At 50.2% G+C, this 26,659-nt stretch carries 26 protein-coding genes; 1 reads left to right on the top strand and 25 read right to left on the bottom strand.

Going from position 1 to position 26,659, the window contains the following annotated elements; all coding sequences use genetic code 11:
• Positions 1 to 4 precede the first annotated feature (4 nt).
• From bamB to surE, 13 genes are all read right to left on the bottom strand, one after another.
• On the bottom strand, positions 5 to 1,150 hold the full coding sequence (gene bamB / locus ACOTSW_RS08015) for an outer membrane protein assembly factor BamB (protein WP_423682062.1): 1,146 nt from the start codon (positions 1,148 to 1,150) through the stop codon (positions 5 to 7).
• Between the two features lie 11 nt (positions 1,151 to 1,161).
• Complete coding sequence (locus ACOTSW_RS08010) at positions 1,162 to 1,812, bottom strand: YfgM family protein (RefSeq protein ID WP_423682061.1); 651 nt, start codon at positions 1,810 to 1,812, stop codon at positions 1,162 to 1,164.
• Between the two features lie 14 nt (positions 1,813 to 1,826).
• Positions 1,827 to 3,188, bottom strand: a complete 1,362-nt coding sequence (gene hisS, locus ACOTSW_RS08005) for a histidine--tRNA ligase (protein WP_423682060.1) — start codon at positions 3,186 to 3,188, stop codon at positions 1,827 to 1,829.
• 12 nt (positions 3,189 to 3,200) lie between these two features.
• Entirely contained in the window at positions 3,201 to 4,475 is a 1,275-nt protein-coding gene (gene ispG, locus ACOTSW_RS08000; protein WP_423682059.1) for a flavodoxin-dependent (E)-4-hydroxy-3-methylbut-2-enyl-diphosphate synthase, read from the bottom strand.
• Between the two features lie 2 nt (positions 4,476 to 4,477).
• Positions 4,478 to 5,479 (bottom strand): helix-turn-helix domain-containing protein, encoded by a 1,002-nt coding sequence (locus ACOTSW_RS07995; protein WP_423682058.1) that lies wholly within the window; start codon positions 5,477 to 5,479, stop codon positions 4,478 to 4,480.
• On the bottom strand, positions 5,472 to 6,251 hold the full coding sequence (gene pilW / locus ACOTSW_RS07990; protein ID WP_423682057.1) for a type IV pilus biogenesis/stability protein PilW: 780 nt from the start codon (positions 6,249 to 6,251) through the stop codon (positions 5,472 to 5,474). Before pilW ends, ACOTSW_RS07995 begins: the two co-directional genes overlap by 8 nt.
• Positions 6,252 to 6,274: 23 nt before the next feature.
• Positions 6,275 to 7,432 (bottom strand): 23S rRNA (adenine(2503)-C(2))-methyltransferase RlmN, encoded by a 1,158-nt coding sequence (rlmN, locus tag ACOTSW_RS07985; protein WP_423682055.1) that lies wholly within the window; start codon positions 7,430 to 7,432, stop codon positions 6,275 to 6,277.
• Positions 7,433 to 7,520: 88 nt separating this feature from the next.
• Positions 7,521 to 7,946 carry a nucleoside-diphosphate kinase gene (ndk, locus tag ACOTSW_RS07980; protein WP_423682054.1) on the bottom strand — a complete coding sequence of 142 codons (426 nt, stop codon included), beginning with the start codon at positions 7,944 to 7,946 and terminating at the stop codon, positions 7,521 to 7,523.
• Between the two features lie 138 nt (positions 7,947 to 8,084).
• Entirely contained in the window at positions 8,085 to 9,422 is a 1,338-nt protein-coding gene (rlmD, locus tag ACOTSW_RS07975) for a 23S rRNA (uracil(1939)-C(5))-methyltransferase RlmD (protein WP_423682053.1), read from the bottom strand.
• 130 nt (positions 9,423 to 9,552) lie between these two features.
• Positions 9,553 to 10,602: an RNA polymerase sigma factor RpoS gene (gene rpoS, locus ACOTSW_RS07970; RefSeq protein ID WP_423682051.1), complete on the bottom strand. Its 1,050-nt coding sequence runs from the start codon at positions 10,600 to 10,602 to the stop codon at positions 9,553 to 9,555.
• A 132-nt stretch (positions 10,603 to 10,734) separates the two neighbouring features.
• Positions 10,735 to 11,661 carry a peptidoglycan DD-metalloendopeptidase family protein gene (locus tag ACOTSW_RS07965; protein ID WP_423682050.1) on the bottom strand — a complete coding sequence of 309 codons (927 nt, stop codon included), beginning with the start codon at positions 11,659 to 11,661 and terminating at the stop codon, positions 10,735 to 10,737.
• A 45-nt stretch (positions 11,662 to 11,706) separates the two neighbouring features.
• The gene (locus ACOTSW_RS07960; protein WP_423682049.1) at positions 11,707 to 12,546 is read right to left on the bottom strand and encodes a protein-L-isoaspartate(D-aspartate) O-methyltransferase; all 840 of its coding nucleotides are present in this window, start codon (positions 12,544 to 12,546) and stop codon (positions 11,707 to 11,709) included.
• Positions 12,543 to 13,280: a 5'/3'-nucleotidase SurE gene (gene surE, locus ACOTSW_RS07955; protein ID WP_423682048.1), complete on the bottom strand. Its 738-nt coding sequence runs from the start codon at positions 13,278 to 13,280 to the stop codon at positions 12,543 to 12,545. Before surE ends, ACOTSW_RS07960 begins: the two co-directional genes overlap by 4 nt.
• Positions 13,281 to 13,388: 108 nt before the next feature.
• Here surE and ACOTSW_RS07950 point away from each other — a divergent pair, with 108 nt between their 5' ends.
• Positions 13,389 to 14,369 (top strand): NADPH:quinone oxidoreductase family protein, encoded by a 981-nt coding sequence (locus ACOTSW_RS07950; protein WP_423682047.1) that lies wholly within the window; start codon positions 13,389 to 13,391, stop codon positions 14,367 to 14,369.
• 74 nt (positions 14,370 to 14,443) lie between these two features.
• Here the strand turns inward: ACOTSW_RS07950 and ACOTSW_RS07945 are convergent, their stop codons facing one another.
• From ACOTSW_RS07945 to gspI, 12 genes are all read right to left on the bottom strand, one after another.
• On the bottom strand, positions 14,444 to 15,676 hold the full coding sequence (locus tag ACOTSW_RS07945) for an HD-GYP domain-containing protein (protein ID WP_423682046.1): 1,233 nt from the start codon (positions 15,674 to 15,676) through the stop codon (positions 14,444 to 14,446).
• 104 nt (positions 15,677 to 15,780) lie between these two features.
• Positions 15,781 to 16,596: a uracil-DNA glycosylase gene (locus ACOTSW_RS07940; protein WP_423682045.1), complete on the bottom strand. Its 816-nt coding sequence runs from the start codon at positions 16,594 to 16,596 to the stop codon at positions 15,781 to 15,783.
• Positions 16,593 to 17,192, bottom strand: coding sequence for a type II secretion system protein N (locus ACOTSW_RS07935; RefSeq protein WP_423682044.1), 600 nt, complete (start codon positions 17,190 to 17,192; stop codon positions 16,593 to 16,595). Before ACOTSW_RS07935 ends, ACOTSW_RS07940 begins: the two co-directional genes overlap by 4 nt.
• An 11-nt stretch (positions 17,193 to 17,203) precedes the next feature.
• Positions 17,204 to 18,424 (bottom strand): type II secretion system inner membrane protein GspF, encoded by a 1,221-nt coding sequence (gene gspF / locus ACOTSW_RS07930; protein WP_423682043.1) that lies wholly within the window; start codon positions 18,422 to 18,424, stop codon positions 17,204 to 17,206.
• Between the two features lie 5 nt (positions 18,425 to 18,429).
• Positions 18,430 to 19,857, bottom strand: coding sequence for a type II secretion system ATPase GspE (gene gspE, locus ACOTSW_RS07925; RefSeq protein ID WP_423682042.1), 1,428 nt, complete (start codon positions 19,855 to 19,857; stop codon positions 18,430 to 18,432).
• 6 nt (positions 19,858 to 19,863) lie between these two features.
• Positions 19,864 to 21,999, bottom strand: a complete 2,136-nt coding sequence (gene gspD, locus ACOTSW_RS07920) for a type II secretion system secretin GspD (protein ID WP_423682041.1) — start codon at positions 21,997 to 21,999, stop codon at positions 19,864 to 19,866.
• A gap of 38 nt (positions 22,000 to 22,037) precedes the next feature.
• Positions 22,038 to 22,829: a type II secretion system protein N gene (gene gspN, locus ACOTSW_RS07915; RefSeq protein ID WP_423682040.1), complete on the bottom strand. Its 792-nt coding sequence runs from the start codon at positions 22,827 to 22,829 to the stop codon at positions 22,038 to 22,040.
• Positions 22,830 to 23,330, bottom strand: coding sequence for a type II secretion system protein GspM (gene gspM / locus ACOTSW_RS07910; RefSeq protein WP_423682038.1), 501 nt, complete (start codon positions 23,328 to 23,330; stop codon positions 22,830 to 22,832).
• Entirely contained in the window at positions 23,330 to 24,583 is a 1,254-nt protein-coding gene (gspL, locus tag ACOTSW_RS07905; protein ID WP_423682037.1) for a type II secretion system protein GspL, read from the bottom strand. The genes gspM and gspL overlap by 1 nt, the downstream gene beginning before the upstream one ends.
• A gap of 5 nt (positions 24,584 to 24,588) precedes the next feature.
• Positions 24,589 to 25,629: a type II secretion system minor pseudopilin GspK gene (gene gspK / locus ACOTSW_RS07900; RefSeq protein WP_423682036.1), complete on the bottom strand. Its 1,041-nt coding sequence runs from the start codon at positions 25,627 to 25,629 to the stop codon at positions 24,589 to 24,591.
• On the bottom strand, positions 25,629 to 26,288 hold the full coding sequence (locus tag ACOTSW_RS07895) for a PulJ/GspJ family protein (RefSeq protein WP_423682035.1): 660 nt from the start codon (positions 26,286 to 26,288) through the stop codon (positions 25,629 to 25,631). The genes gspK and ACOTSW_RS07895 overlap by 1 nt, the downstream gene beginning before the upstream one ends.
• Positions 26,278 to 26,658 (bottom strand): type II secretion system minor pseudopilin GspI, encoded by a 381-nt coding sequence (gene gspI / locus ACOTSW_RS07890; protein WP_423682034.1) that lies wholly within the window; start codon positions 26,656 to 26,658, stop codon positions 26,278 to 26,280. Before gspI ends, ACOTSW_RS07895 begins: the two co-directional genes overlap by 11 nt.
• Position 26,659 lies beyond the last annotated feature (1 nt).

Raw genomic sequence — 26,659 nt, 5'->3', positions numbered from 1 at the left:
AATATTACTGGGTTGCGATTGCAACCACTGATCCTGATTTTGTTTGAACAATCAGATTGGAGCCGACCACAACAGGTGCAGCTAAAATCTGACTACCATCAGTAGAAACTCTACCGATGAAAGAACCATCTTCTCTGGAGAGAAAATGCACGTAACCCGCTAGGTCGCCGACAGCAACGGCACGACCAAAAGAAACAGGTGCTGATAAGCGACGGTTAGTAAGCTTATCATTTTTCCAAGCGCTTGATCCTGATTCGCGATTATAAGCAGTCACGGCACCACTGACATCCGCAGCAAAAACAAAGCGCTCATCAACCCCGACACCGACTTCGCTGGAAATTTTCTTTACCCAACGAAGCGCGCCCGTGTTCAGATCAAAACAACCGACCCGACCCTGATAAGCACTAGCGCAGACATCGCGCCCGACAATCGCTGGAAAGCCCGACACATCAGCAACACGCTCGAGCTCCGTCGCACCTTTCGGCTCTCCGACAACCGCCTCCCAGCGCAAGCCACCGTTCGCCAGCGATAAGGCAGCCATACGGCCACCCGGTAAAGCAATAATCACCTGATCGCCAGCAACAACTAAGCCCGGGAACGCTCGCAATGTCAACGCTGGCAAATTGCGCTCAACTACCCATTTCCGGGCGCCGGTATCAACATCATAAGCGCTGATCTTGTTGTCAATACTACGAACAACCACCAGGTTCTCAGATAAAACCGGAGCAGATAAAATTTCTGTCGAATCCTGATTTTTCCAACGCAGCTTGCCTTCATTATCGAACGCAAACAATCCACCTTTATCACCAGCAACAACGACCGTTCTCGTATTCGCCCCAACACCACCAGTCAGACGCACTCCGGCATTCACACGCCAGTCCGCACGACCAGTAACGGCATCAATCTTCAGCAAGGTTCCGTCAGCCGCTGCAACATAGAGCTGCTGACCGACAATTGCCGGCGAAAATACGTAATTCTGAGACGAACCAACCTGAACAGACCATAACTGTTTAACAGAAAGAGTCGGCTTTATCTCCAGCAATGGCGCTGGTGCGTTTTTTTCAGATTTTGAGGAGAATGGATTCCAAGAAGAACATCCGGCCAGAACACACAATGCAGCCGCCGAAATTATTTTGGCAGAAAAATGCATAACCACTCCCGTTATTTACTTACTGACTCAACAGATCCACCAATGGCATCCAATTTAATTTGAATTAATTGTTTGACTGAATTTTTTTCTGTCGTCTTATCCAGTGCAAGCTGATAGGATTTCTTCGCCTCATCCAGTTTAGCCAGCGCGACAAAAATATCACCTTTTCTATCTGCGACGTCTGCCTGCAATTCCGCTGGGAATTCGCCCGACAACTGCTTCAACGCTTCGTCAAACAATTTCTCGTCAAGCAAAACTCCAGCGAGACGAACCCGGGCTAAAGCTTTGTATTCCTCGCCCTTACCAGTATCTATTACCCATTGGAGCTGAGTTTTTGCTGCTTTCAGATCATTAGCATCAAACGATGCCTTGGCTGACACCAGTGCCGCCATTGATGCATACGCAGTCGCCGGAAACTTCTCTTTCAGATCATTCACTGCACGCTGAATCTTCGCTGCGTCTTTCGCAGTCACGGCTTTTTGCAATTCTTCATAAAGCTGAGAAGCCTGTCCCGCCTGGTTTGCCTGATAGTTATTCCATTGAACCCATCCCGCATAGGCCGCAAGCGCAATAATCAGAACCCATGTAATTAAATTACCGTATTGTTTCCACGCTGCTTTCAGTGTTGCGAGTTGCTCTTGTTCTTCGAGATCGTATGCCATGTTTTTTTATAAGATTAATGGTTAATATGAATATGGTTAGGGTCATCGCAGCAAGAACTGTCCTCACCAGCACCCGCGATCTGATCTACCAGATAATCCACCGCAGCATCAAACGGGACACTGACCTGATTATTTTCCGCGATATCAGATCGCATGGATTTTATGCCGACATTATTATTGGCAACCTCATCTTCACCGATGATCACAGCATATGCGCAACCGCTGGCATCAGCCTTCTTCATTTGTGATTTAAAACTTCCTACTCCGGTCGAGGTTGCGCAATGTAACACAACATCCAGCCCTGCATCACGCAATCGTTCGCCAAGAACCAAAGACTGCATTTGTCCTTGCTCTGTCTGATGAACCAGATATACATCACATTGCGACGGCTGGCGAACTTCACCGGCAACCTTCATCAACTCAATCAGTCGCTCAATTCCCATCGCAAAACCACATGCCGGAGTTGGCTTACCACCAAATGTTGAAAATAGTGTGTCGTATCGCCCACCTGCGCACACAGTCCCCTGAGAGCCCAGCTCGCTTGTCACCCATTCAAAAACGGTACGATTGTAGTAATCCATCCCTCTCACTAGACGTGGATTAATCGTGAACGGAATACTGTTATGACGCAGTATTTTTTGTACGCCTTCAAAATGTGCCAGCGATTCAGCACCAAGATAATCCAGTAATTTTGGCGCAGCATTGACCATATCTTGCATGGCCGGATTTTTTGTATCGAGTATCCGCAAAGGATTGCTATACAGGCGTCGCTTAGCTTCGGCGTCAAGAATATCAGTGTGACTCTCAAAATAGCTGATCAGAGCGGCGCGGTGCAAATTCCGCTCATTTGCATCACCGATAGAATTCAATTCAAGACGCACGTTTTGCAAACCGAGATCATCCCACAGACGCTGACATAGCATAATCAGCTCAGCATCAATATCAGGGCCATTGAAACCTAAGGCCTCAGCTCCGACCTGATGAAACTGACGATAACGCCCGCGTTGAGGTTTTTCATGACGGAACATAGGCCCTGAATACCAAAGACGTTTAGGACCCTCATAAACAAGATTGTGTTCAATCGCAGCCCGCACCACACCTGCAGTTCCCTCCGGGCGCAAAGTCAACTTATCGCCATTCATTGAATCTTCAAATGAATACATTTCTTTTTCGACGATATCAGTTACCTCGCCAAGACCACGGGAAAAAAGCGGCGTAGGCTCCACGATAGGCGTACGAATCTGCTGAAATCCGTAACTCTTTAATACAGAATGAACCGTATTCTCAAACAGTTCCCAGAGCGCGGAATCGTCAGGGAGCAAGTCATTCATGCCCTTAACACCAACTATTTTTTCTATTTTTTTATTTTCTGACATAAGAAACTCAGTTCAGTTACTTTCAACCACTGCAGGGCTGTAACGTTTCGCGACATAATCGAGCACAATTGTCTGAAATTCTTCGGCGATCTTATCTCCACGTAAAGTCACTGCTTTTACCCCATCAATAAAGACCGGTGCAGCAGGCGACTCTCCAGTACCCGGAAGACTGATGCCGATATTCGCGTGCTTTGACTCACCTGGACCATTCACAATACATCCCATAACAGCGACATTCATACCCTCAACACCTGGATACTGCTTCTTCCAGACGGGCATCTGATCTCGCAGAAAAGTCTGGATATCGTCGGCTAACTCCTGAAATACCGTAGAAGTGGTGCGCCCACAACCCGGACAAGCTATCACCATCGGTGTAAATTTTCGCAAACCCATGGTTTGCAAAATTTCCTGCCCAACGATCACCTCGCGACAACGATCACCACCAGGCTCTGGTGTCAGGGAAATCCGTATCGTGTCACCAATCCCCTCTTGCAACAATACGGAGAGCGCTGCAGTAGAAGCAACGACCCCTTTACTTCCCATCCCAGCCTCAGTTAAACCGAGGTGCAAAGGATAATCACAACGTGTCGAGAGTTCACGATAAACCGCAATCAAATCCTGCACACCGGAAACTTTGCAGGACAAAATAATTTTGTCGCCAGCGAGCCCCAGTTCTTCTGCACGCTGCGCATTTTCTATCGCAGACGTAATCAATGCTTCGTACATAACGGACTGCGCTGACCAAGGTGTAGCACGGCGGGCATTCTCGTCCATAATTCTCGCCAGCAGAGTTTGATCCAGGCTCCCCCAGTTGACACCGATCCGGACTGGCTTATCGTAGCGACAAGCCAACTCTATCATCTGAGCAAACTGAGATTCTCGCTTCGCCCCCTGCCCTACATTACCCGGATTAATCCTGTACTTCGACAGGGCTTGCGCGCAATCTGGGAAATCCTGCAGCAGGGTGTGACCGTTGTAGTGAAAATCACCGACCAATGGGACGTCAATATCCATTTTATCGAGTTGCTCACGAATCGCCGGGACTGCCGCGGCAGCTTCAGGATTATTGACTGTAATACGTACCAGTTCTGATCCGGCACGCGCCAGCTCCTTGATCTGAATCGCGGTCGCAATCACGTCAGCCGTATCTGTGTTTGTCATCGACTGAACAACAACCGGTGCATCACCGCCGATCACAACTTTACGCTTCCCATAAACTACGCTTGCCGCACGACTAAGACGTCTCTGGCGTGGGCCAGACAAAATTTCTGACAAAAGAGACTCCATACTTACTTGATAATCAAATTCACGACATTCGAGTCTTTGCCTGCCGTGATATCCATTGTGTTACCACGCAACCAGACGTCAACACCCGCGGCATTACCCAGTCTCAGTTGCAAAGTTTCTCTCACGTCAAATATCTCCTCAGTTCCGGCTTTTGCCAGATGTGAAGTCAGGACGGTGCCATTTTCTCTTTTTACCTGCACCCACGAATCCTGGCGAAATTTCAGACGCAACTTATCATTACCGTTAGTGGCGGGCTGAACCTGAGGTGCACTTTCGACGACACTGGATGTCGCTATTGCAGCAACAGCATGGCTGGCCGAAGTCATCTCGACTGATGTATTGACCTGATCACTACGAGCAGCATTATGCTCAGTGACAAGCTCGGCACCAATTGAAGAGGGAACAGAAACCGCACTGATTTTTTCAACGACAGGTAAGGATGCCGCAGTCGCCTCGACAGAACTCGCGGAAGCAGGCACTGCATCAGCCTGAACCGCCGACTTGGCGAGAAGATTCTTTACGAATGAGGATTGCTCAACATATTGATACGACACAAACAACAATGCAGCCACAGCAAAAAAGGCGGCAGCCAGCAGATATTTGCGATTGTTATTCTCAGTTCTACCCAAAAACGGCGAGCGCGACTCCTGGAAAGGAGTTGCTAATGTCGGCTGCAAACCTGCATCGAGCGCCTGGCCAGTTTGTTCATCAGGCAAATAAGCAACGATCACGGCAGGATCAAGCTTTAGCAGCTTAGCGTATGAGCGAACGAATCCCCGGACGATTACCAGCTTCGGCAACTGTTCAAAATCATTCTTTTCAAGCGCGACAATCTGACGGGGAGACAATTTAAGCTGTCCCGCAACCTGTTCAACACTTAGCCCAGCCAATACACGGGCATCAGACAACAGACCACCGGCAGTCTGCACAACACTCAGCACGGGCTTAACCTCACCCGCAGAAGGCAATACCTCTGATGCCGGATTCAACCCTACTTCACTCATCAAAAGATCCCCGCTGCAAAAGGCCAAACTCACGCGAGCCGGGATAACGTCGGCGCAATTGCGTCGCGTAGCCGCTCATCGCAGCCTCATCCCCAAGTCGCTTTTCAATTTTAATAGCAAGCCACAAAACATCCGCAGTCAGCACGTCAAACTTGATCACTCTGTTGATATAAAAACGTGCCTGACTGTACTCACCGCGATCATAGAAAATCTTGGCAAGATTCGCATTAATGCCCGGATTCGCAGGATCCTGTTTAAATCCCTCGATAAAATACCGCTCAGCACGGGTGGGATCTTTCATCTTCAGACTACAAAGACCTGCATTGTTAAAGGTTTTTCCCGGATTTGTATAAGCCGGATTATTTAACACGCGGTCAAGGTAAGCCAAGCCCTGCTTTTCGCGACCATTCTGACAGAGAAACCAGCCGTAATTATTTTCAACGTCAACATTGCCTGGAGAGAGTTTTAACGCCTGCAAGAAATTGTCTTCCGCTAAATGCTTCTCGCCGATATCCATAAAAATGACTGCGCGGACCGCATAGGCATCAGCCATATCAGGATAAATCAACAGCGCCTGCCTTATCTCTTCCAGCGCAACCTTATGCTGCCCCTGCTGGTAATAGCCGACCGCCAACTGCATGCGAATAGAGGCACGCTTTTGCAAGTCAAGTTTCTCCGCTGACACTGCAGAATCGTCAGCGCGCGTATCAAGATGTCTTGACGCGCAAGCAGAAACAAATAAAACCAGGGAAAGAATTAATACCGGTTTCATCCGAAAGCTAAATCCAAAAATTTTCACTGTGTGATCTCCACGATCTTGCCAAAATTTTCGCCAAACTTCTGTTGATATTCCGCCATTTTTTGCATGCGCTCCTGCACACGCGTTCTGTCTTTGACATCACCTGCAAGCTGACCACACGCCGCATCAATATCATCACCGCGCGTTTTACGCGTCGTCGTAACAATACCAGCGTCCATCAACACTTGCGCAAAAGCTTTAATTCTCGGATTCGCAGAACGCTTCAGGCCTGACTCCGGAAAAGGATTAAACGGAATAAGATTAAACTTGCAAGGTACATTTTTCACCAGCTGAACCAGTTCACGGGCATGCATATCCGTATCGTTCACACCATCCAGCATGCAATATTCAAAGGTAATAAAATCTCTTGGCGCAAACTCCAGGTAACGTTTACACGCAGCCATTAATTCACTTAACGGATATTTCTTATTTAGCGGTATCAAGCTGTCGCGCAAAGTATCGTTCGACGCATGCAAAGAAACCGCCAGCGCAACCGGGCACTCTTGCGACAACTTATCTATCATGGGAACAACACCACTGGTCGATACCGTGACACGACGACGGGATAAGCCGTATGCATTATCATCCAGCATCAGACGCAACGCAGCGACTGTGGGTTCAAAATTCAACAAAGGTTCGCCCATTCCCATCATCACAACATTCGTGATCTGACGCTCACCCTTCGGACCCGGAATCACGCCTTTTGTTTTTCGCAGCTCAAACTCTGCCATCCATAACTGACCAATGATTTCTCCGACGGTCAGATTGCGATTAAATCCTTGCTTACCAGTAGAACAAAAGCGGCAATTAACCGCACACCCAGCTTGCGTAGAAATACACAAGGTTCCACGGTTTTCTTCAGGTATAAACACTGTTTCAACAGCATTTCCCTGCCCGACATCCACCAGCCACTTGCGGGTGCCATCAGAGGAAGTGTGATCACTGATGACGGCGGGCGCAGCAATCACCGCTCTCGTTGCCAACTTTTCCCGCAAAGACTTTGCAAGATCAGTCATTTCATCAAAACTGCTCGCACCAAACTGATGAATCCAGCGCTGCAATTGTTTTGCACGAAACGGCTTCTCACCCAGCTCGCCGCAATATGCAGTGAGCTGCGCAGGATCTAAATCCAATAAATTAATGAGTGCCGTCATGCTCTTCCTTCTCACACCCTGCACCACAATATCTTGCAGTGCAGGGAGTTAATTTCTAAATACTAATTACTGATCAATCTGCTTCAAATTAACGTGAGTACACGTTTAATGCTGGGAAAAAGTAAGCGATTTCGACTGCAGCTGTTTCAGGAGCATCGGAACCGTGTACTGCATTCGCGTCAATAGAATCAGCGAAATCAGCACGGATTGTGCCTTTTTCTGCTTTCTTAGGATCAGTTGCACCCATCAGATCACGATTTTTCAAGATCGCGCCTTCACCTTCCAGAACTTGCACAAATACAGGACCGGAGATCATGAAATCAACCAAATCTTTAAAGAATGGGCGAGCAGCGTGAACAGCATAAAAACCTTCTGCTTCGGCACGGGACAACTGAGTCAGACGGGCAGCAACAACTTTCAGACCTGCATTTTCAAAACGGCTGATAATTTGACCAATGACGTTTTTCGCAACTGCGTCAGGTTTAATAATAGACAATGTACGTTCGATAGCCATCAAAAACTCCAATAAAAAGAAAGGGTTAAGACAAAAACTCAAGAATTCATCTAACCTTAGATTCTAGCATGAAACACTTAGCAGAACATGTCTTTAGAGTAAGCTCCGGCCAAATGCTTCACACCGCTATGACCAGATTTAATTAATCAGATCAAATACTGCCATCGACTCAACATGCGAAGTGTGCGGAAACATATTCACCACACCTGCATAACTCAGTTTATATCCCGCATCCATCACCAGCATGCCCGCATCCCGGGCAAGAGTGGAAGGACTGCACGAAACATAGACCAGCCGTTTAGGTTTTAATTCAGGATTTTTTTCTGTCAGATCAATCAAGGCCTGACAAAGAGCCATTGCACCGTCGCGTGGGGGATCTATCAGAAAACGATCAAACTTACCCAGCGCAATCAAATCATCGGCAGTTACCTCAAACAGATTCCGCGTGCTGAAGGCTGTCTTAGCCGCCAAACCGTTATGCAAAGCATTTTCCATTGCACGCTCTGTCAGTGCAGCGCTCCCCTCAATACCCACAACCTCTCTGGCCATCGTTGCAATCGGCAACGTGAAATTACCCAATCCACAAAACAGATCAGCGATACGCTCATCCTTCTGCGCATCCAACAAGCGTAAAGCACGAGCGACCAGTACGCGATTGATATGATGATTGACCTGCGTAAAATCAGTCGGCTTGAAAGGCATCTTCACACCGAATTCCGGCAGCAGATAGTGCAAATCGCTCTTTGCTGGATAGTAAGGCACCGCAGTATCCGGCCCTTTCGTCTGCAACCACCACTGGACACCATACTCATCGGCAAACGCCTTTAGCTTCACCTCATCATCCGGAGTTAACGGTTCCATGATACGCAATACCATCGCCGTTACATCTTCACCTATTGCTAACTCGATTTGCGGCAATGACGCAATAATCGACAGCGACGCAATCAGGGAGCGCAACGGCAACAACATAGCAGAAACATGACGCGGTAATATCTGACAAGTTTCCATATCCGCCACATAGCGGGATTTTTTTTCATGAAACCCGACCAGGACCTTGTCTTTTTTGATGACATGACGCACTGATAACCTGGCACGATAACGATACCCCCAGGTAGGCCCATAAATCGGACGCAACATGGTTTCCGCTTTTACTTTTCCAATATGCCAGAGATTGTCTTCCAGAATACGCTGTTTCATCGCTACCTGCGCATCCGGCTCCAGATGTTGCATGGAGCATCCGCCACAAGTGCCAAAAAATTCACACTTAGGCTCAATCCGCTGAGATGAGGCGTGAACGATATCTGTCAGCGTCGCCACCTCCCAACTCGGCTTCTTTTTGTAGCTACTGAACGTAACCGTCTCGCCCGGCAGTGCGCCCTCAACAAAAATTACCTTACCCTGCGTACCATCTTCGTTTTGCAAATGCCCGACGCCACGCGCGTCCATATCAAAAGCACGTATTTCAATTTTATTCATGGGAATGTCGGCGCGAACAATGGCTGCGCCATATCAATGATCGATGTCAAAAGCGGAATTATAAAAGAAGTGGGGGACTCTACCCTAACAATAAACAACGAAGGCAGGGAATATCCGCTGTCAGCACCGGTCAGAGCAAAGAATCCCGCCCCAGACCTCGAGACGTAAATGAGCGCTTCAACTTCATCAAGGCCTCTTGCTGAATCTGACGAACACGCTCCCTGGTAATTCCCATTTCATCTGCCAGCGCTTCCAGCGTGGCAGGATCATCGTTGTCGAGGCCGAAACGCCGGATGATCACGATACGCTGCTTAGCCGGCAACTTTGAAAGCCAGTCTCTGACCAATATGGTCATTTCGTGATGTTCAGCAAGAGTATCCGGGGCAGTATCACCATCACCCGGCAGCAGATCCATCAGACTTGATTGCGGATCATTATCCAAAGGCATATCAAGAGAAGTTGCATGTTCGGACAAGGCCAGAATATCCTGTACCTCATCCGCTGGCCTGTCGACCAGCAAACCTATATCTTCCGCTTTTGCATCCCGCCCATCACGCTGCCGCGACTCGAGGTGATACTTTGCTCGCAGAATCTGATTCAGTTCGCGAACCACATGCACCGGTAAGCGTATCGTCCTCGCCTGATTCATAATTGCCCGCTCGATACTCTGACGTATCCACCAGGTCGCATAAGTCGAAAAACGGAAACCACGCTCCGGTTCAAATTTATCGATCGCATGCATCAGGCCGAGATTCCCCTCTTCTATCATATCAAGCAGGGCGACACCACGATTTATGTAATGCTTGGCGATAGAGACAACCAGCCTGAGGTTGTGCTCTATCATTTTTTGCCGTGCGTCAAAGTCTCCTTGTTTTGCCAGGGTAGCGAACTCCAGCTCCTCACGGGAATTAAACAAGGGACGGGTGCCAATCTGGTTCAGATAATACTGGGTTGTGTCAGTGGATAATTCACTCGCCAGCACCGTTCTGAGTTCATCGACAGGAGCTACGATGAGAGAAATCGAATCCACCTCCCGCCCGCTGGAGCCCTCAGCATCATCGTTTGCGTCAATATCAGGAATAGCATCTGCCTCAGCAGCGTCCAGATATTGCCCCGGAAGGATGTCAGTATCTTCGTATGAGGCAACATTTAACTTGTGGTCGGTCGTATTTTTTTGCATAGATTTCCATCTGAATAAAATATGTATACGAAACAGACAACTTTAAAAAATGAACAGCCTCAAGAAAAAAAGATTACCCGGAACACCCTTTAAAACACATCACCATCCAAACCAGATCAAACCAAAATATAACTAACGCGCAGGCAGATACCGCGATGGATCAACAGGTTTTCCCTGCAAACGTATTTCAAAGTGCAGTTTAACGCTATCACTGTCAGAGTTTCCCATCTCCGCTATTTTTTGTCCTTTAGTGATTGACTGCCCCTCTTTCACAAGAATTGTCTTGTTGTGCGCATAGGCAGACAAGAGGCTGTTGTTATGCTTCACAATCACCAGGTTCCCATAGCCGCGGATACCGCTGCCAGCGTACATGACCTTGCCTGCACCTGCTGCAAAAATATCCTGCCCCATCCGACCGCCAATATCCAGGCCTTTATTCTTATCATCAAAGCCAGCCAACAATTTGCCGTCCACCGGCCACATCCAGTCAACAGTATCTGCATCGGCAGCCGGCTCGGCAGCTTTATCCGGCGACTTTAATGCAGCGGACTCTGTTTTGGCTGGCGCAACAGCTACGCCATCCGGTTTTTGAAGCTCTGCAAGATTACTTTCTGAATATGGACGCTTATCCCCCTTAGGCGTAACCTTCGTACTGCCGGAACTGACAGACAGCGGCTTGACTTCAATTGACGACGTCGTTGCAAGAGCGACCGGCTGCGCACCATTAACTTCAGGAGGCGCTACACGCAATATCTGATCAACCTTGATATCATTCGGATTCTTCAGATTATTCCACGCAACCAGATCACTGTAACTCTGACCATGATCTAAAGCGATTCTGTATAAAGTATCACCACGCTTAACCACATAATTACCCCGCACTGGCTCAGCAGGCCTGGCCACTTGCTTAGGAGCCGGCGGAGGTACATACACCTCATTTGAGGAAGAGGTGCCACGCTCAATCACAGGTGCTTTATTCGGCGTCGAGCTACAAGCAACCAGAAATGAAGCGAAGCAACCCACGGTCAATAAATTTTTCAGGTTTTTGATTTTGTTCATTCTCATTACAAATTTACAGGTGAATTACGATCCCGCACCACAACCTCAGATGACACCGGGCCGCAAAGGAACAAAGTGACAGTTTTCTACCATAGTACTGTTCCAGTCATGCGCTGAAACACGCTCAATTAATTGCAACACCTGATGGCGGTCACCGACAGGCGCAATCAGACGTCCGCCAACCTTCAACTGCATCAGTAGCGCCTGAGGCACTTCCAGCCCTGCAGCTGCCAGTATGATACCGTCAAAAGGAGCAACCTGAGGCATACCCAGCATGCCATCGCCGTAATGCAAACGGATATTCGCAATACGCATCGGACGCAGATTATTCTTTGCCAGCTCATGTAAGGCTTTGATACGCTCAACCGAATAAACATCTTTCGCAATCAACGACAAAACTGCAGCCTGATAACCGCAGCCCGTGCCTATTTCAAGCACCTTATCGAGCTTCGCCCCGTTACACAAAATTTCCAGCATCCGGCCAACAATGTAAGGCTGCGAAATGGTCTGATGATGACCAATAGGAAGTGAGGCATCAACATAAGCCTGACTGGCAAGACCAGAATCCAGAAACATATGCCGTGGAATCGCCTGCAAAGCAGCCAAAACATGTTTATCGCTGACGCCCTGCTGCTCTACTCTGGCAACCATGGCGCGCCGGACCGCATCAGAAATCAAAGGGCCGGAGAAAGGCGCGGCTTGTTCAGATTTTTTTTCATTGTTTGTCGCAGAACCGGGACGGATACCCAGATTTGCACCCTGTCTCGCATTTTTCGTCGCAGTCTGGGTCGACGCACTGCGTCCAAAATGATCGCCGCGAGCAGTTTCACGCTGATCAACGACAGACGATAAGCTGAGAGGAAAACGCTTTTCTTTCGTTGTCATTTGATATTCACGGCCAGCATGTCCAGTTGTCGCGTATTGGTCAGATCAACTTGCAAAGGTGTGACGGAAACGAAATTTTTCGACGTCACATCAAAATCGGTTCCCTCACCACCATCAAGAACGCCTCCCGGCGGCCCTATCCAGAAAATGTCGCGCCCATGCGGATCTCTCATGGGAATCACTGGCTCGGAACTATGCCGTTTCCCCAGACGTGCCCGGCGTATGCCTTTTATGTCCACGCGCGGTACATTCGGAATATTCACGTTCAGCAAGTAAGGTGAAGACAACTCAGGAAACCCACGCTGCACCAGTTCTGCTGCAACCGCAGCCGCGGCATCCAGATGCGCCCAGCCTTTATGTAACTGAGAAAACGCGATTGCCGGAATGCCGAACAGATAGCCTTCGGTAGCGGCCGCCACCGTACCAGAATAAAGAGTATCGTCACCCATATTCTGCCCCTGATTAATGCCTGAAACAATCAGATCAGGGCGCTCAGTCATAATCGCCGTCAACGCGATATGAACACAATCGGAAGGCGTGCCATTAACGAAATAAAAACCATTTGCCGCGCGCTGAACTGACAAGGGACGATCCAATGTTAAGGCGTTCGAAGTACCTGAACGGTTGCTGTCCGGCGCGACAACTGTAATATCAGCAAAAGGGGTCAGTGCTTCCGCCAGGGCAGCGATGCCGGGAGCAAGATAGCCATCGTCATTACTAATTAGAATTTTCATAAGCAACATTCTACCCGATGCAGAAAAACAAATTCCTCCTGTTATCAATTTTTACGGCATAATCAAAAAATTAAACGGTCGTACTATTTTTAAAACTGGAGACTTTATATGAAAGCCGTTGTATGTAAAAACTGGGGTACCCCGGATACCCTCGAAATACTGGAACTTCCCGATCTGACACCAGGCCCCGGGGAAGTTGCAATCAGCGTCAAGGCTGCCGGCGTCAATTTTCCGGACTTTCTCATCATTCAGAACAAATATCAGTTCAAACCAGAACTCCCGTTCACCCCGGGCAGTGAATTATCAGGAACGGTCTATGCTGTCGGAGATGGCGTAAAGCACGTCAAAACGGGCGACAAAGTGATTGCCTTCATAGGTCAGGGAGCGTTTGCGCAACAGGTTTTAGCGCCGGCCAATGCAGTCATTCCGATGCCGGAAGGAATGGATTTTGATACTGCGGCCGCAATCACACTGACTTATGGCACATCCCATCATGCAGTTGTTGACCGGGCACAGTTAAAAGCTGGCGAAACCATGCTGGTGCTGGGTGCAGCAGGTGGCGTCGGGCTGGCTGCCATTGAAATCGGAAAAGCAATAGGCGCAAAAGTCATCGCAGCGGCTTCAACAGATGAAAAGCTGGAAATCTGCCGTCAACATGGTGCCGATGTGACGATCAATTACAGTAACACTGATTTACGTGAAGCGATCAAAAGCGCAACCGGAGGCAAAGGACCTGACGTGATTTATGATCCGGTAGGCGGCATCTACGCTGAACCGGCGTTTCGCTCTATTGCGTGGCGCGGCCGCTATCTGGTCGTCGGCTTTGCGAATGGCGAAATCCCGAAATTACCGCTGAATCTGGCATTATTAAAAGGTGCATCTCTGGTCGGCGTATTCTGGGGCGAGTTTGCCAAGCGCGAACCCAAGGCCAATATGGCTGCAATGAGTGAAATGATAGGCTGGCTGAGAGAGGGCAAAATCAAGCCGCATATCTCTGCGCGATATGCATTGAATGAAACCGCCAATGCCTTAAACGATATCGCTGCCCGCAAAGTGACAGGCAAAGTCGTCATACAACCGGAAAAATAAAATACATTACCCGTAAATGCAAAAACTCCACGCTGGCGCGTGGAGTTTTTTTATTTCAGCCAATGATCAATTACTCAACGCGGCGCTGCTTCACCAAGCCAATAACGATTGATGTCTTTTAATCCCCACTTCGACGCATCTTCTCTCGCCACAATTTTATCCTGCAATCCTGGTCCAGCCAGATCAAGTAACTCAGGAACGATATAACCGAGCGACTTCACAGAAAAAAACACTCTGACTTTAGGAGTTAACAAAGACTTACCAACCTGCTGTTCAACAACCACGCCAAGACGTCCCGATTCCATGCGAACCAGCGTACCGACAGGATAGATGCCTATGCTCTTTACAAACGCCTGAAATACTTTCTCATCGAAATGGCCCTTACTCCACTCTGCCATTTTGCGTAAAGATTCTGCAGGACACCACCCTTGTTTATATGGCCGGTCAGAAGTGATTGCATCATACACGTCACATACCGCCCCCATTCGCGCAAACAGACTGATTTCATCGCCTTTCAGACGATCAGGATAACCAGTGCCATCCATTTTTTCATGATGATGCAAGCACACATCCAGAGCCACTTTACTGACGCCCTCTGCCTCCAGCAGCATCTTGTATCCGGCGGCAGGATGCTCCTTCACAGAGACAAATTCTGCATCGGTGAGTTTGCCTGGTTTATTCAGGATATCCTGATCCACCCCCATCTTACCGATGTCATGCAACAACCCGGCAAGTCCCGCTTCACGGGTATCAGCATCACTCAGACCTAATTGCTTACCCAAGGCCACCATCAATGCACAGACAGCAACCGAATGCATGTAAGTGTAATCATCTTTGGTTTTTAATCTGGCAAGACCGATCAGAGCGCCAGGATTGCGCATCACGGAGTCAGCAATTTCCTCCACCATTTCCTGCGCATTACCGACATCAACCGCTTTTCCCATGCGCGCTTCACTGAACATCGAAAACACGGCTGCGCGCGATTTACTCACTATCAGGGACGCTCTGCCCAGCTCATCTTCCATCGACACCGGCGCAATCTGACGCGGAGCCGGCTGTTTAGGGACAACAACTTCTGCTGCAGGTGGCGGCTCCCGCTTGACTTCTGGCTCATCCTGAAGAACATCGAGACCTTTGCTGGTATCGATCCATGCTTCCTGAATCTTTGATTTCTGAATCTCCAGCAATTCAGCGGAATCCGACAGAAGAAACGATTTTTTCCAGAATGGCGTATCTATCCATGAGCCGCATAACTCAGTGACAAACATACCCACCCTCAAATCGGATGTCTTAATTTTTTTTAACATAAAGGAGCGATTGGAAACCTTATCTGACAACGTAAAGCCTGTAATAAACCCAAGCTTAGATTATTCTACAAAGGCAGGAACTGCGCTACAACAAGCACGCGCATCTAACAAAAGTTTTCCTTTGTGCAATTATGTAGTAATTGCATGGGGCGAAAAAAATCCTGCATCTCCCGATTTTTGATAAAACTCAGGTTATACGGATGTTCTGCGAGAATTTGCGGAAAATGTGCAGCTTCTGGAATGCGCTTTAACTGTTCCGCAATTTTCCCCCACAAAACAAGGGATGGCAGTGACACGGCAGACTGTTGTTCAGACAAACAGGAAAAAATGGCTTGCAAAAACGGCTGCCAGGCCTTTCCATCCTTTGCAGGTGCCATGCTGTCGCGAAAAACCAGCGTCGCGTTCAATAGCAAAAAACCTTGTCTGTTCATATTCTCCTGCAAATCAGCGAGCTTACGAATGAAGGTCGTCTGATTATGCATAACCGACATGGCAACGACTGCCATCGCTTCACCGCCAGTGTACTCGTCATCCAGATGCCCGGATGCAACCAGTAACATTTTGATGAAGTTGCGTAACGACGTCGCACGATTGACTTTTTTTGATAAGCCCGAGCCGTCCTCTGCCCACAAATTATCTACCGCCCCATCCATAAAACAAACGCCGGTCGCGCTGTCAGCGCGCGGATAAGGTCCTTCACCGATCAGCACGTAACGAACATTACTCACAGGCTGCTGAAACGCTGCAAACAAACGCCCTTCTGTCGGCAAAAATTCAGCAGAGCATAAATTCGCAAAATAATCAGGATCCGCTGCATACATAGCCTGTAAACCGTTACAGATGGCAGGATGCCAGGACGGATGGGCGAGCTGTATGCAATCCGTGATCTGTTTTGGCAAATTGCCACTACTGACATTCATTGTGCAGCGCCTGGCATTACGGCAGGCAATGATGCGGTAGAAAGCCCCGGAGTGACAACTGGACTCGGAACCGGTGCCGGACCACCTGGCGGAACCGGCTGCGCCTGATGCGCAGGAAATGCCACCGGTGCCACAGGGTTAATGCCGATAATCTCTGTTGGCGGAGGACGAACCGGATTTGCTGCGATATTCACGACCGCATTTTGTGGCAAATCGACCCGACGAGTCACCCCGTTTTCTGAAATCAGCACATACTGCTCGTGCACTTCCTTCAAGACAACACCGGGCGCAATCTGCATATCGATCGCAACTGACTGCGCAGGCTTGCCATTAGTGCTGACGATTGCCAGACTTTCTGCCGAACGCTTGGCGATGATCACGCCTTTCAATTGATAATTGCTGGCTGCCATCTGACTTGCAGGCGCAGCGCCGAACAGGCTTCCCCACTGCCCGGAACCGGGCTCAATGCTGTTCTGCTGCGTTGGTGCTGCAACACTGCGGTTCTGCGGCTTAAAGATACGCAAGCCCCAGAAACTGACAGTCATGCACAATAATGCAAACGCAATCACACTACACAAAAGAGGTAAACGCTTCATTTCTATCCTTGTCAGCGTACCAGCTGATTAATTTCAATAATAGGCATCAGGACTGCCAGCACGATCAGCAACACCACCACGCCCATCGCCAGAATCAGTACCGGCTCCAGCAGACCGGCGATCGTCAGCGCCCTACGTTCCAGATCCTGCTCCTGCGCATTCGATGCACGTTCCAGCATGGCGGGCAACTCACCGGTCACCTCACCGGCACGGATCATGTGGATCAACATAGGAGGGAAATATTTATGCGCAGACAAGGCCCGCGCCAGACTGACGCCCTCACGTACACTTGCTGTCGCATCCTCGACCTGCGCGCGCATCGCGACGTTCGACAAGGTCTCCCGACTCGTCTGCAAAGCACGTAAAATCGGCACGCCGGAACCTGTTGTAATCGCCAGCGTGCTGGCAAACCTGGACGTATTTAAACTGCGCTCAAATTTGCCATAAACAGGAGCTGTCAACAGCCACTGGTGCCAGCGCATTTTTATCTCCGGATTTTTCAGGGCAAGGCGCCAGAGCAGAAAAGCGCTCACACCAAACAATGCGACCAACCAGCCATACACCCGCACAAAATCTGACACGGCCAGCATCAGCACCGTCAGCAACGGTAGCTTTTGTTTAGTGTTGGCAAACACAGAAACAATTTGCGGTACCACATAAGTCAGCAAGAAAATCACAATTGCAAATGCGACGACAGTCACAATTGCCGGATAAGTAAAGGCCAGTTTCACCTTCTGCACCAGCGCATTACGGCGTTCGATATAGTCTGCCAGACGCGACAAAACACGCGCCAGATGACCAATCTGTTCACCTGACGCCACCAGCGCGCAATAGATATCGGCAAAATCATCCGGATGCTGTTTCAGTGCATCAGATAAGGCTGCTCCCGCCATCACCTCTGAGCGCACAGAAGCAATAATGTCGCGGATAAAGGTACGCTCAGATTGTTCCAGCAATGCTGTTAATGACTGTTCGAGCGGCAATCCTGCTTCCAGTAAACTGGCAAGCTGACGGGTGAACAAAGCAAGCTCGACGCTGGATAAACGCTCGGAGAAAAAAGAGCGTCGCTGACGAGCGCCGCCGTCAGCATTATTGTGTATCGCCTCGACTGACACAGGAACCAGCCCCTGCGCACGTAAATCGCTACGTGCCGCTCTCGCACTATCGGCGTTTAACACACCGGTACTGCTGCTGCCATGACTGTCTATCGCTTCATATCGAAATGCCGGCACGGTAATTATTCCTTAGTGACGCGCAATAATTCTTCAGGCGTTGTGACGCCACTCTTCACCCAGCGCTCACCATCCTCGCGCATGGTTTTCATGCCATTTTTCTGAGCAGCAAGCCGGATTTCCGCTTCCGATGCCTGATGGTGAATCTGCGCACGGATGTCTTCTGTTGTCTGTAACAGTTCATACACGCCGACGCGCCCCTGATAACCGGTGTGGCCACAGTGTTCACAGCCGGTCGCATGCCATTGCCCGCCCTCTTCACGACGGCAATGCGTACAAAGTTTGCGTACCAGACGTTGGGCTACGACGCCCAGTAATGACGAAGACAACAGGAAAGGTTCTATCCCCATATCCAGCAAGCGGGTCACTGCGGCGGACGAATCGTTCGTATGCAAAGTTGCCAAGACCAGATGGCCCGTCAGTGAAGCCTGAACGGCAATTTGTGCGGTTTCCAGATCGCGGATCTCACCGATCATGATCACATCCGGATCCTGGCGCAAAATAGCGCGCAGGGCTTTGGCAAACGTCATGTCTATCTTCGCATTGACCTGCGTTTGTCCGACCCCCGCCAATTCATACTCAATAGGATCTTCCACCGTCAGAATGTTAGTCGTACCTGCATTCACACGGGATAAAGCAGCATACAGCGTCGTCGTTTTACCTGAACCAGTCGGTCCGGTAACTAGGACGATGCCATGCGGCTGCGCGATCAGCTTGTCAAAATTTTCAAGAACATCCGGACTCATACCAAGATTACTCAGATCCAGACGCCCGGCTTCCTTATCCAGCAAACGCAATACCGCGCGCTCACCGTGGCCAGTCGGCAGCGTCGATACCCGCACATCAACGGGTTTACCGCCAATCCTTAAGGTAATGCGGCCATCCTGAGGTAAACGCTTTTCGGCGATATCCAGTTGCGCCATGATCTTAATACGCGAAATCAGGGAAGCATGAATCGCTTTACGTGGCCGGACCACATCGCGCAGGGAACCGTCAATGCGAAAACGCACGACAGAAATCTGCTCGAATGGTTCTATGTGAATATCAGAGGCGCCATCGCGTAATGCCTGCGTCAGCAGCGCATTAATCATACGAATCACAGGCGCATCGTCAGCCGATTCCAACAGGTCTTCTATCGCTGGCATATCCAGCATCAGCTTCGCCAGATCAAGATCCGACTCGACCTCGCCAACGACATCTGCAGCATCACCACCTGAGCCCGCATACGCTTTGGCAATCAGGTCGCTCAGAGCTTCATGGCTGAGCATATTCAACTTGATCGTGCCAAATTTACGCCCAACCTCGGCGATCGCCGCCGGGCTGGTTTTATTCGATACCGACAACTCTACCGGCGCGCCGGCGACAGCACTGTCACGACTGGCGAGCACTGAAAAGTCACGCGCAAACCCGTAAGGCAATAAGCGATTTTCCATCATGGCTTATTTACTTTCCTGACTGGCGGATTTCACTTTATCCGATGGCAGTGACGTTGATGTCGCCATCAGCTTGCCTTTTTCCATGTCAGGTAATTGCGCAGCCGGCACACCTTCTTTATTCGGTGCGATCTGCGTACGCATATAGTCATAGCGATCAACGGAAACGCTGTTGCTTTGCTCGGCATTACGTATCACAGTCGGACGCAGAAACACCATCAGATTGGTTTTACCGCGCTTGGCCGTCTGATATTTGAACAAATTGCCAATGACAGGAATATCCCCCAGACCGGTAACTTTTTCGACGGAATCAGAAGTACTGTCTTCCATCAAGCCACCGAGCGCCAGAATCTGCCCATCCTCAACCAGCACATTGGTGGAAATGGAGCGTTGTTTGGTAATCAGGCCAGACGATGTCACTGTCGCAGAATCGTCAATACTCGAGCTTTCCTGATAGATCGCCAGCTTGACTGTACCGCCTTCGGAAATTTGCGGTTTAACGGTCAGTTTCAGACCGACTTCCTTGCGTTCTATGGTCTGGAACGGATTCACACCAGCCGTGCCGGTGGAGGCAGAAGTCGTGAACTGACCGGTGATGAAAGGCACGTTTTTACCGACCACGATTTTTGCTTCTTCATTGTCCAGTGTCACCAGATTCGGCATAGACAAGATATTCGCATTGCCACTACCTTCAAGCACATGCGCCAGCGCCCCCAGCCCCAGCTTGCCGTTGATCTGCTTGAAAACACCGATAGACAAACCATTACCTGGCGTCGGCGTCGCTGCAGTGGCGAGACTGAGAATATTATTCCCCGTGGTGGTGAAAGCCGTACCACCGCCGACACGGTAATTACTATTGCTGTCACCAGATAAACCCAGCCACTGCACGCCGAATTCATTTGCCTTATCTGCATTCACTTCAACGATGAGCGCCTCGACATACACCTGCGCTCGCCGAGCATCCAATTGATCGATCACCGAACGCAGATTTTTGTATACCGCTTCGCTCGCCGTAATAATCAGCGTATTCGTTGCTGCATCAGCCTGAATGAAACCCGCTGCACCGCCAGTGTTACCCGTTACAGAACTGCTACCGGACGATGGAGGCAAACCACCGGTGACACCGGTATTCGTCGTACCCGTTGCGGAATTCGACGCTATCGGACTATTCGTTCCGTTCGCAGCACTACCGGTATTCGACAAACCGGTACTGGCAGGTAAGGCACTGGTATCGCCGGAAATGATGGAACGTAAAGTCTGAGCCAGCTTTACCGCCTCTGCATTCTTGAGATAAACCACATGCACATTACCAGGCAATGCCGTTGGCTGATCCAGTTTGGCAATCAGCTCTTTAACCAGATTCGCCCGCGCAGCGGAAGGGGCGCGTAACAACACAGAATTGGTGCGCGGATCGGCCAGCAAGACTGCACGTCCACCTTCCGTCGCAGCGCCGTTATCGCTGAGCTTACTCACCAATGCAGCGATATCACTCGCCATCGCGTGTTTGATAGGAATCACGTCCATATCCACCGTCGCGGGAACGTCTAAAGACGCAATAATTTTATTCAGACGTTTTAAGTTATCGGCGTAATCGGTAATCACCACCGAGTTATTACCCGGATTCGCATTAATCGTATTATTAGGCGAAATCAATGGCCGCAAAATCGTCACAACATTGGTCGCTGATTCGTAATTCAGTCGGTAAATCTGGGTTGCCACCTGATCGCCTCTGACCGATTCGCCTTTCTCATTCTGCACAGACTGCGTCGGACCTGGTTGCAGTTTGGCGTCAGATTCCGGCACCACTTTGTAATAGCCATCCGCATACACAACCGCATACCCTTGCAGACGCAATGTCGACGTCAGCAGCTTGAACGCCTGTTCTTTTGTCAGCGGTTTTTCCGAGACTAAGGTGACCTGACCTTTCACCCGTGGATCGATGATGAAAGTCGATCCTGTGTAATGACCAATCGCTTTAACAACAGATTCAATATCGGCACCGACAAAATTCAGGTCTGCCGTATTTTGCGCCGCATTTTGTGCCAACACCGAAGAACTGATGAGACAACCGGCACTCAATACTGCCGCTCCTGTCATGACAGACAAATGGCGCATCGGTTTGCGTAAGGAATTGCTGATCATAGCTGCCTTGTTTTTTAATGGATATTTTTTCATTTGAACTATTTAAACTCTAAAGCGATGACATCCTGATCGCCGTCCTTACGGCGCTGCCCCAGCAAATTCAATAAATTTGCCAATCTTGCCTGCTGCCCTTCTTCTGCCCAGGCTTTGCCTGAAAACTGGAAATGGCCGCCGTTTAATGTACCGCTGCCGGCCAACATCATCGGCCCTTTTAAGGTATTCAGATGCAGATCGGCATTTGCGCCGTGTAAATCAAACGCCATGTTGTAGCTACCCAAAGGTTTGACTGGCGACAGACGCGATGCCATTTCCGACAATTCCAGCTGCAACTGCCCATATCCGTTCAGTCTGCCAGCATCCCGGGCAAAGCGTAAATTATTCCACGACATCCGCAATTTCCCGGTAGGCCCTATCGTATTCAGCGGAGCCCCCAGTCCTTCTAACCGCTCTGTCGGCAAGAGCAAACTTGCCGGACTCACCTGCAACTCCGAAAAATTACCCTGTATCTTGACGATGGCCGACAGCGATTCAGGATTATCCAGTTCAGCTTCGACTTGTGCCAACAAGATCAGCGGTGAAATTTTCCACGCAAAGCGTCCCGCAAACAAAGGCGTTACCGGGCCGCTGACACCGGAAGCAACGCCGACAAACGCCGAGCCACGCCAGAACGAACCTTGCACGTCACCGAGACTGAGTCGCCCCTGCGTTTGCTTTTCCAGTAAAGCACCAAGCCAACTGGCAGGCAAAAAAAACAAGACGGATAACGTGATACTGACGATGCCTGTCACCACCCATATCCAGAATCCTGCTGCTGACTTTCCTGACGTCATTCAAAGTCCACCGCGTTGCTGCTTTAATGTCAGGCTGACGTTCACCTGCGCCGGTTCTGGCAAGGCGGTAAAACGTGCTTCCTCGACCGTCAAACGCGAAGATTTTTGGGTTTCCATCAGCCACTCCATGATATTTGCATAGGCGACCGTCTGAATTTGTAAACGCACGATATCGTCCGATACACTTAAGGTTTGTGCCTTGATGCCGCGAGTTGCCAGCGATGCCTCCACGCTCTCACGTGTAACCGGTTCTGTCATTTGCGACAAACCCGCCGCCAGTTTGGATTGTTGTACACTCAGTGCGGTGATCTCGGCAACCTGCTGGCGCAAAACCGGGATCTGCTTCAGTAATTTCGTCCGCCCTGTCAATGCCGGGTCAAGAAAAATCTGATAGACCAGCGCCAGCACAATGACCACTGCTGCGATACTCAGCATGCGGCGCTCGCGTGCATCACGCTGTCCCCAGAACAGATCAAACTCTTGCTTTAATTGCTTCATCATCAGTTTTTCCCTCCGACGGTGATATGCAATATCCCATCTGGTGTTGCTTCCATGCGCATAGACTGTTCTGCCAGCGCCGCACGCAACTGATCAAGCGGAATCTGACCCGGCGATTTCACCTTGACGTTCAGGCCGCGGTCTTTATATTCGACAGACACGACATCGGCTGGCTTGCCCGCCATCACGCGTTCCCACACTTGCGTGAACTGCGCCGCCATCACCGCAAAGTCATTCGGCGCAAACTGACCGGACAAGCGTTTCGCCAGATCCACTTTTTGCCTCATCTGCACCAGAGGATCAGCAATCGTCATCTCTTTAGGAAAGCTATTCTTATACGTCTGCATCAGAGCTGCACTTAAATTCCTGGCTTCGCGTTTGAGGCTGAACCACTCTGTGTTTAAGGCCACGATATTGACTATTACGATTGCAGCCAGCAAACGCAAAGGCCAGCGCCAGGATGCCCAGTCGATTGACGGCTTATGGATAGCACTGACATCGGACATCAGATCTGGTGTTTTCACACCTATGCCGCCAGCACGGTTCTGCCAGCTGATCGCCCGCACCTGAAAACGCTCGCTCAGCGTCAGGGTCTGTAACATCGCCTGATATTGCTCTACTTCACCTGCAGCTACATACAATCCTACATCTGTTTCCGGTACCAGCAAATTCAGCATGGTGATCGCACTGTCACGATCCGCCTCAGGCAAATTGAGCCCCATGCCCTGTGACTCAGATTGTCTGATCGTCAGCGCCAATACGCCGTCACGATTTTCAATCAGTGCTGCAACTTGATTTTCCTGCTGCGGCAGCGTCAGTCCGAGTTGCGATGGAAAAGCAGCGATTTTTTTGACTGGCCAGTCCTTGACCCTGGTCGCAATCAACTCCAGCCACGCTCTGTCGGCGACGGCAACGGTCGCCTCACCATTCACCACCGGTGTCGCCACCAGTGCGACATCGGCAGGATCTGAAGTCAGCTGCTCCTCAAGCAGATTCGGCAACGCTGATTTAAATTTCGCTGCCGACATGGGCGGCACTTTAACCGCAAGCAGACTGACATCACTGGCAGCCAGCAATAAGTGAAGCTGACGGACACCAACAGATAAAGCGCGCAACTCTGCCAGCGTTTGCAGACCTTGCTGGAGTATATTGCCCTCTGCTGAAAACAGGGCAAACGGCAACGTCTGCGAAGACCAGTCCGGGCTGCTCTGCGCAGCGACCCGCGAGGGTAAAGAAATAGTGAGTGTACTTGCCATGTAATTTAGTTGTCTCTTACCCAAAGCACCGTCGTCGATGCATCCTCTGCCCGCTCTATCAACGCGCTGACATCCATCAGCGAGCGGTTCATTTTAACCTTACCGTTCACCACAAAATAATTGGTTGAGGTATCGACTTCTTTTTTTGAAGTCATTTTTGCCTTATCAGGGAAACGCGTTTCAAAATCAGGAAAACCACTGATGTAAGCGCGCTCGCGGCTGGCCACGATCAGCGCCGCATCCGACAGACTCATCCCCTCTATCCGCGCAGCCAGCACCTCGGCAGGAGCCGTATTAAGATTGATGGTCGTAATACCGGATTTGCGAGGCAAGGCGATCACATACGAACGCAATTTATTCACCATCTCCGGCGTATAGCCCGGCACGGACAATAAATCATCAACCTGCGTAAACCGCAGGAATTGTACTGCAGCTTGCGTCTCTTCTGATGTTGTTTTTACACTTCCTCCGTTCGCTGATATTCCACCGGAGTCGGCAGAGGAACTCGCTGGCGTGCTGTCCGGCGCCCCCTTTGGTACTACTGCTTTCGGCTGCGTCTGAGCAATCGCGCTGGCAGTCCGTTGTGCCAGCTCAGCAGAAAAGCGCAAATTCGTCAGCAGGCGGGCAAAGACAGCAGTTTCACGCGGGTCCACCACGCCATCTGTCGCCAGATTATTTAAGTTATACAAAGACTGTGCATCGATGACCTGACCGGACAAGCTTGCATCGCTGGCATCAGTGTCGGCCCGACCATTTTCGACATACTGATCGAGACGCGTGTCTTCAAGTCTGACTGCCCACGGCTCACCCAGATGATCAACATTGCTCTGTTTTTTATCTTCACGCAGGATCAGCCTTGCCCAGTCGATAGCACCACGTAATATCCATTTTTTTTGCAACTGCATGCGCTGATTTTCTATCGAACGCACCTGCACCTGCTGCTGCCAGAACAGACTGGCAACAATCGTGATCGCCAGTGTCGTCAGCAACAACGCAGTCACAACAGCAACACCACGTTGCCGGGGATGATAAAAGGCGATCTGCATCAGCTTGCCCCCAGCAAAAACACTTTAGTCATCGGCGCTTCACGCCCCTGCACTTGCATCGACACTTCCAGTCCGGCCAGTTTCGCACTCTTGATCGCGGGGTTCTTTGCTGCGCCATCCGTCGCAGGGTTTTGTATATCTGTACCGTCGATACGCCAGCCAGTTTCACCTTGTGTCCAGGTGCGCATCGCCAGTGATGTCACATCGGTCTGTAACTGTATAACCGGCGTTATATCGGTATCAGCGGCGGCACTTTGCCAATCGTTTTCTAATGCCGCAATTTCGCGGGTCGGCGCCAGTTCACGCCGCCCCAGTTTGCCATCGATCACGCTGTACACAATCACCTGATACCGTAGCGGCTGGTTATCTTCGAGTACCGAACGGATCAGCATCAGCTTGCTGCCGGCAGCACGCAATACGCTGCGCCCTTGCAGCAAGTTCGCATCCATCAGATGCGCGCAGTCATTTTCGATCTGGGCAAAGGCCAGTTGAATACCGCGTGTCTGCGCCATTTCCGCATTCAGCGCAACGCGTGCGCGCACAATACCGTCCAGACCGCGCCAGCCAAGCACGGCGACAATCGCAAGTATCGTGATCGCGACCAGTAATTCAATCAGGGTAAAACCGCGCATTGCGGAGGGCCGGCGATTACAAGGCATTCGGCACCACCTGGGTCAGCTTGATAATGCGGCGCGAAGGTTTATCTGTTTCATAAACGAAGACTTCGACGCGCCGAAATGAAGGATTCGGCGTCGCAATCACATGCTCTTCGCAAGTCAGTTTTAAATCAGCCTGAGGACATTCAAACGTACGCTCCCCCAGCGATGGCCATTCGCGCGCCAGACGGATTTGCGACAAGCGGTTTTCCGCCGACCATGTCGCCATCAGCGAGATACGCAGGTCATTGCTGTTTTGCGTCAGGCTGCCGACAGCACGCAGGCTCGCGCCCAGTGCAGTACCGACGATGACCAGCGCCACCAGCACTTCAAGCAGGGTAAAACCAGCGTGACGGGAGAATTTCAGGCGCATT

It is taken from the genome of Undibacterium sp. WLHG33 (genome assembly GCF_049544815.1).
GTDB lineage: Bacteria > Pseudomonadota > Gammaproteobacteria > Burkholderiales > Burkholderiaceae_D > Undibacterium.
Note: the sequence above shows the minus strand (reverse complement) of the source record. Positions and strands in the feature narration are given on the sequence as shown.

What these genes read in the sequence shown, in the direction of transcription:
- bamB (WP_423682062.1), bottom strand. Translation starts at nt 1,150, where the DNA reads ATGCATTTTTCTGCCAAAATAATTTCGGCGGCTGCATTGTGTGTTCTG.
- ACOTSW_RS08010 (WP_423682061.1), bottom strand. Translation starts at nt 1,812, where the DNA reads ATGGCATACGATCTCGAAGAACAAGAGCAACTCGCAACACTGAAAGCA.
- hisS (WP_423682060.1), bottom strand. Translation starts at nt 3,188, where the DNA reads ATGTCAGAAAATAAAAAAATAGAAAAAATAGTTGGTGTTAAGGGCATG.
- ispG (WP_423682059.1), bottom strand. Translation starts at nt 4,475, where the DNA reads ATGGAGTCTCTTTTGTCAGAAATTTTGTCTGGCCCACGCCAGAGACGT.
- ACOTSW_RS07995 (WP_423682058.1), bottom strand. Translation starts at nt 5,479, where the DNA reads ATGAGTGAAGTAGGGTTGAATCCGGCATCAGAGGTATTGCCTTCTGCG.
- pilW (WP_423682057.1), bottom strand. Translation starts at nt 6,251, where the DNA reads ATGAAACCGGTATTAATTCTTTCCCTGGTTTTATTTGTTTCTGCTTGC.
- rlmN (WP_423682055.1), bottom strand. Translation starts at nt 7,432, where the DNA reads ATGACGGCACTCATTAATTTATTGGATTTAGATCCTGCGCAGCTCACT.
- ndk (WP_423682054.1), bottom strand. Translation starts at nt 7,946, where the DNA reads ATGGCTATCGAACGTACATTGTCTATTATTAAACCTGACGCAGTTGCG.
- rlmD (WP_423682053.1), bottom strand. Translation starts at nt 9,422, where the DNA reads ATGAATAAAATTGAAATACGTGCTTTTGATATGGACGCGCGTGGCGTC.
- rpoS (WP_423682051.1), bottom strand. Translation starts at nt 10,602, where the DNA reads ATGCAAAAAAATACGACCGACCACAAGTTAAATGTTGCCTCATACGAA.
- ACOTSW_RS07965 (WP_423682050.1), bottom strand. Translation starts at nt 11,661, where the DNA reads ATGAACAAAATCAAAAACCTGAAAAATTTATTGACCGTGGGTTGCTTC.
- ACOTSW_RS07960 (WP_423682049.1), bottom strand. Translation starts at nt 12,546, where the DNA reads ATGACAACGAAAGAAAAGCGTTTTCCTCTCAGCTTATCGTCTGTCGTT.
- surE (WP_423682048.1), bottom strand. Translation starts at nt 13,280, where the DNA reads ATGAAAATTCTAATTAGTAATGACGATGGCTATCTTGCTCCCGGCATC.
- ACOTSW_RS07950 (WP_423682047.1), top strand. Translation starts at nt 13,389, where the DNA reads ATGAAAGCCGTTGTATGTAAAAACTGGGGTACCCCGGATACCCTCGAA.
- ACOTSW_RS07945 (WP_423682046.1), bottom strand. Translation starts at nt 15,676, where the DNA reads ATGTTAAAAAAAATTAAGACATCCGATTTGAGGGTGGGTATGTTTGTC.
- ACOTSW_RS07940 (WP_423682045.1), bottom strand. Translation starts at nt 16,596, where the DNA reads ATGAATGTCAGTAGTGGCAATTTGCCAAAACAGATCACGGATTGCATA.
- ACOTSW_RS07935 (WP_423682044.1), bottom strand. Translation starts at nt 17,192, where the DNA reads ATGAAGCGTTTACCTCTTTTGTGTAGTGTGATTGCGTTTGCATTATTG.
- gspE (WP_423682042.1), bottom strand. Translation starts at nt 19,857, where the DNA reads ATGGAAAATCGCTTATTGCCTTACGGGTTTGCGCGTGACTTTTCAGTG.
- gspD (WP_423682041.1), bottom strand. Translation starts at nt 21,999, where the DNA reads ATGATCAGCAATTCCTTACGCAAACCGATGCGCCATTTGTCTGTCATG.
- gspN (WP_423682040.1), bottom strand. Translation starts at nt 22,829, where the DNA reads ATGACGTCAGGAAAGTCAGCAGCAGGATTCTGGATATGGGTGGTGACA.
- gspM (WP_423682038.1), bottom strand. Translation starts at nt 23,330, where the DNA reads ATGATGAAGCAATTAAAGCAAGAGTTTGATCTGTTCTGGGGACAGCGT.
- gspL (WP_423682037.1), bottom strand. Translation starts at nt 24,583, where the DNA reads ATGGCAAGTACACTCACTATTTCTTTACCCTCGCGGGTCGCTGCGCAG.
- gspK (WP_423682036.1), bottom strand. Translation starts at nt 25,629, where the DNA reads ATGCAGATCGCCTTTTATCATCCCCGGCAACGTGGTGTTGCTGTTGTG.
- ACOTSW_RS07895 (WP_423682035.1), bottom strand. Translation starts at nt 26,288, where the DNA reads ATGCCTTGTAATCGCCGGCCCTCCGCAATGCGCGGTTTTACCCTGATT.
- gspI (WP_423682034.1), bottom strand. Translation starts at nt 26,658, where the DNA reads ATGCGCCTGAAATTCTCCCGTCACGCTGGTTTTACCCTGCTTGAAGTG.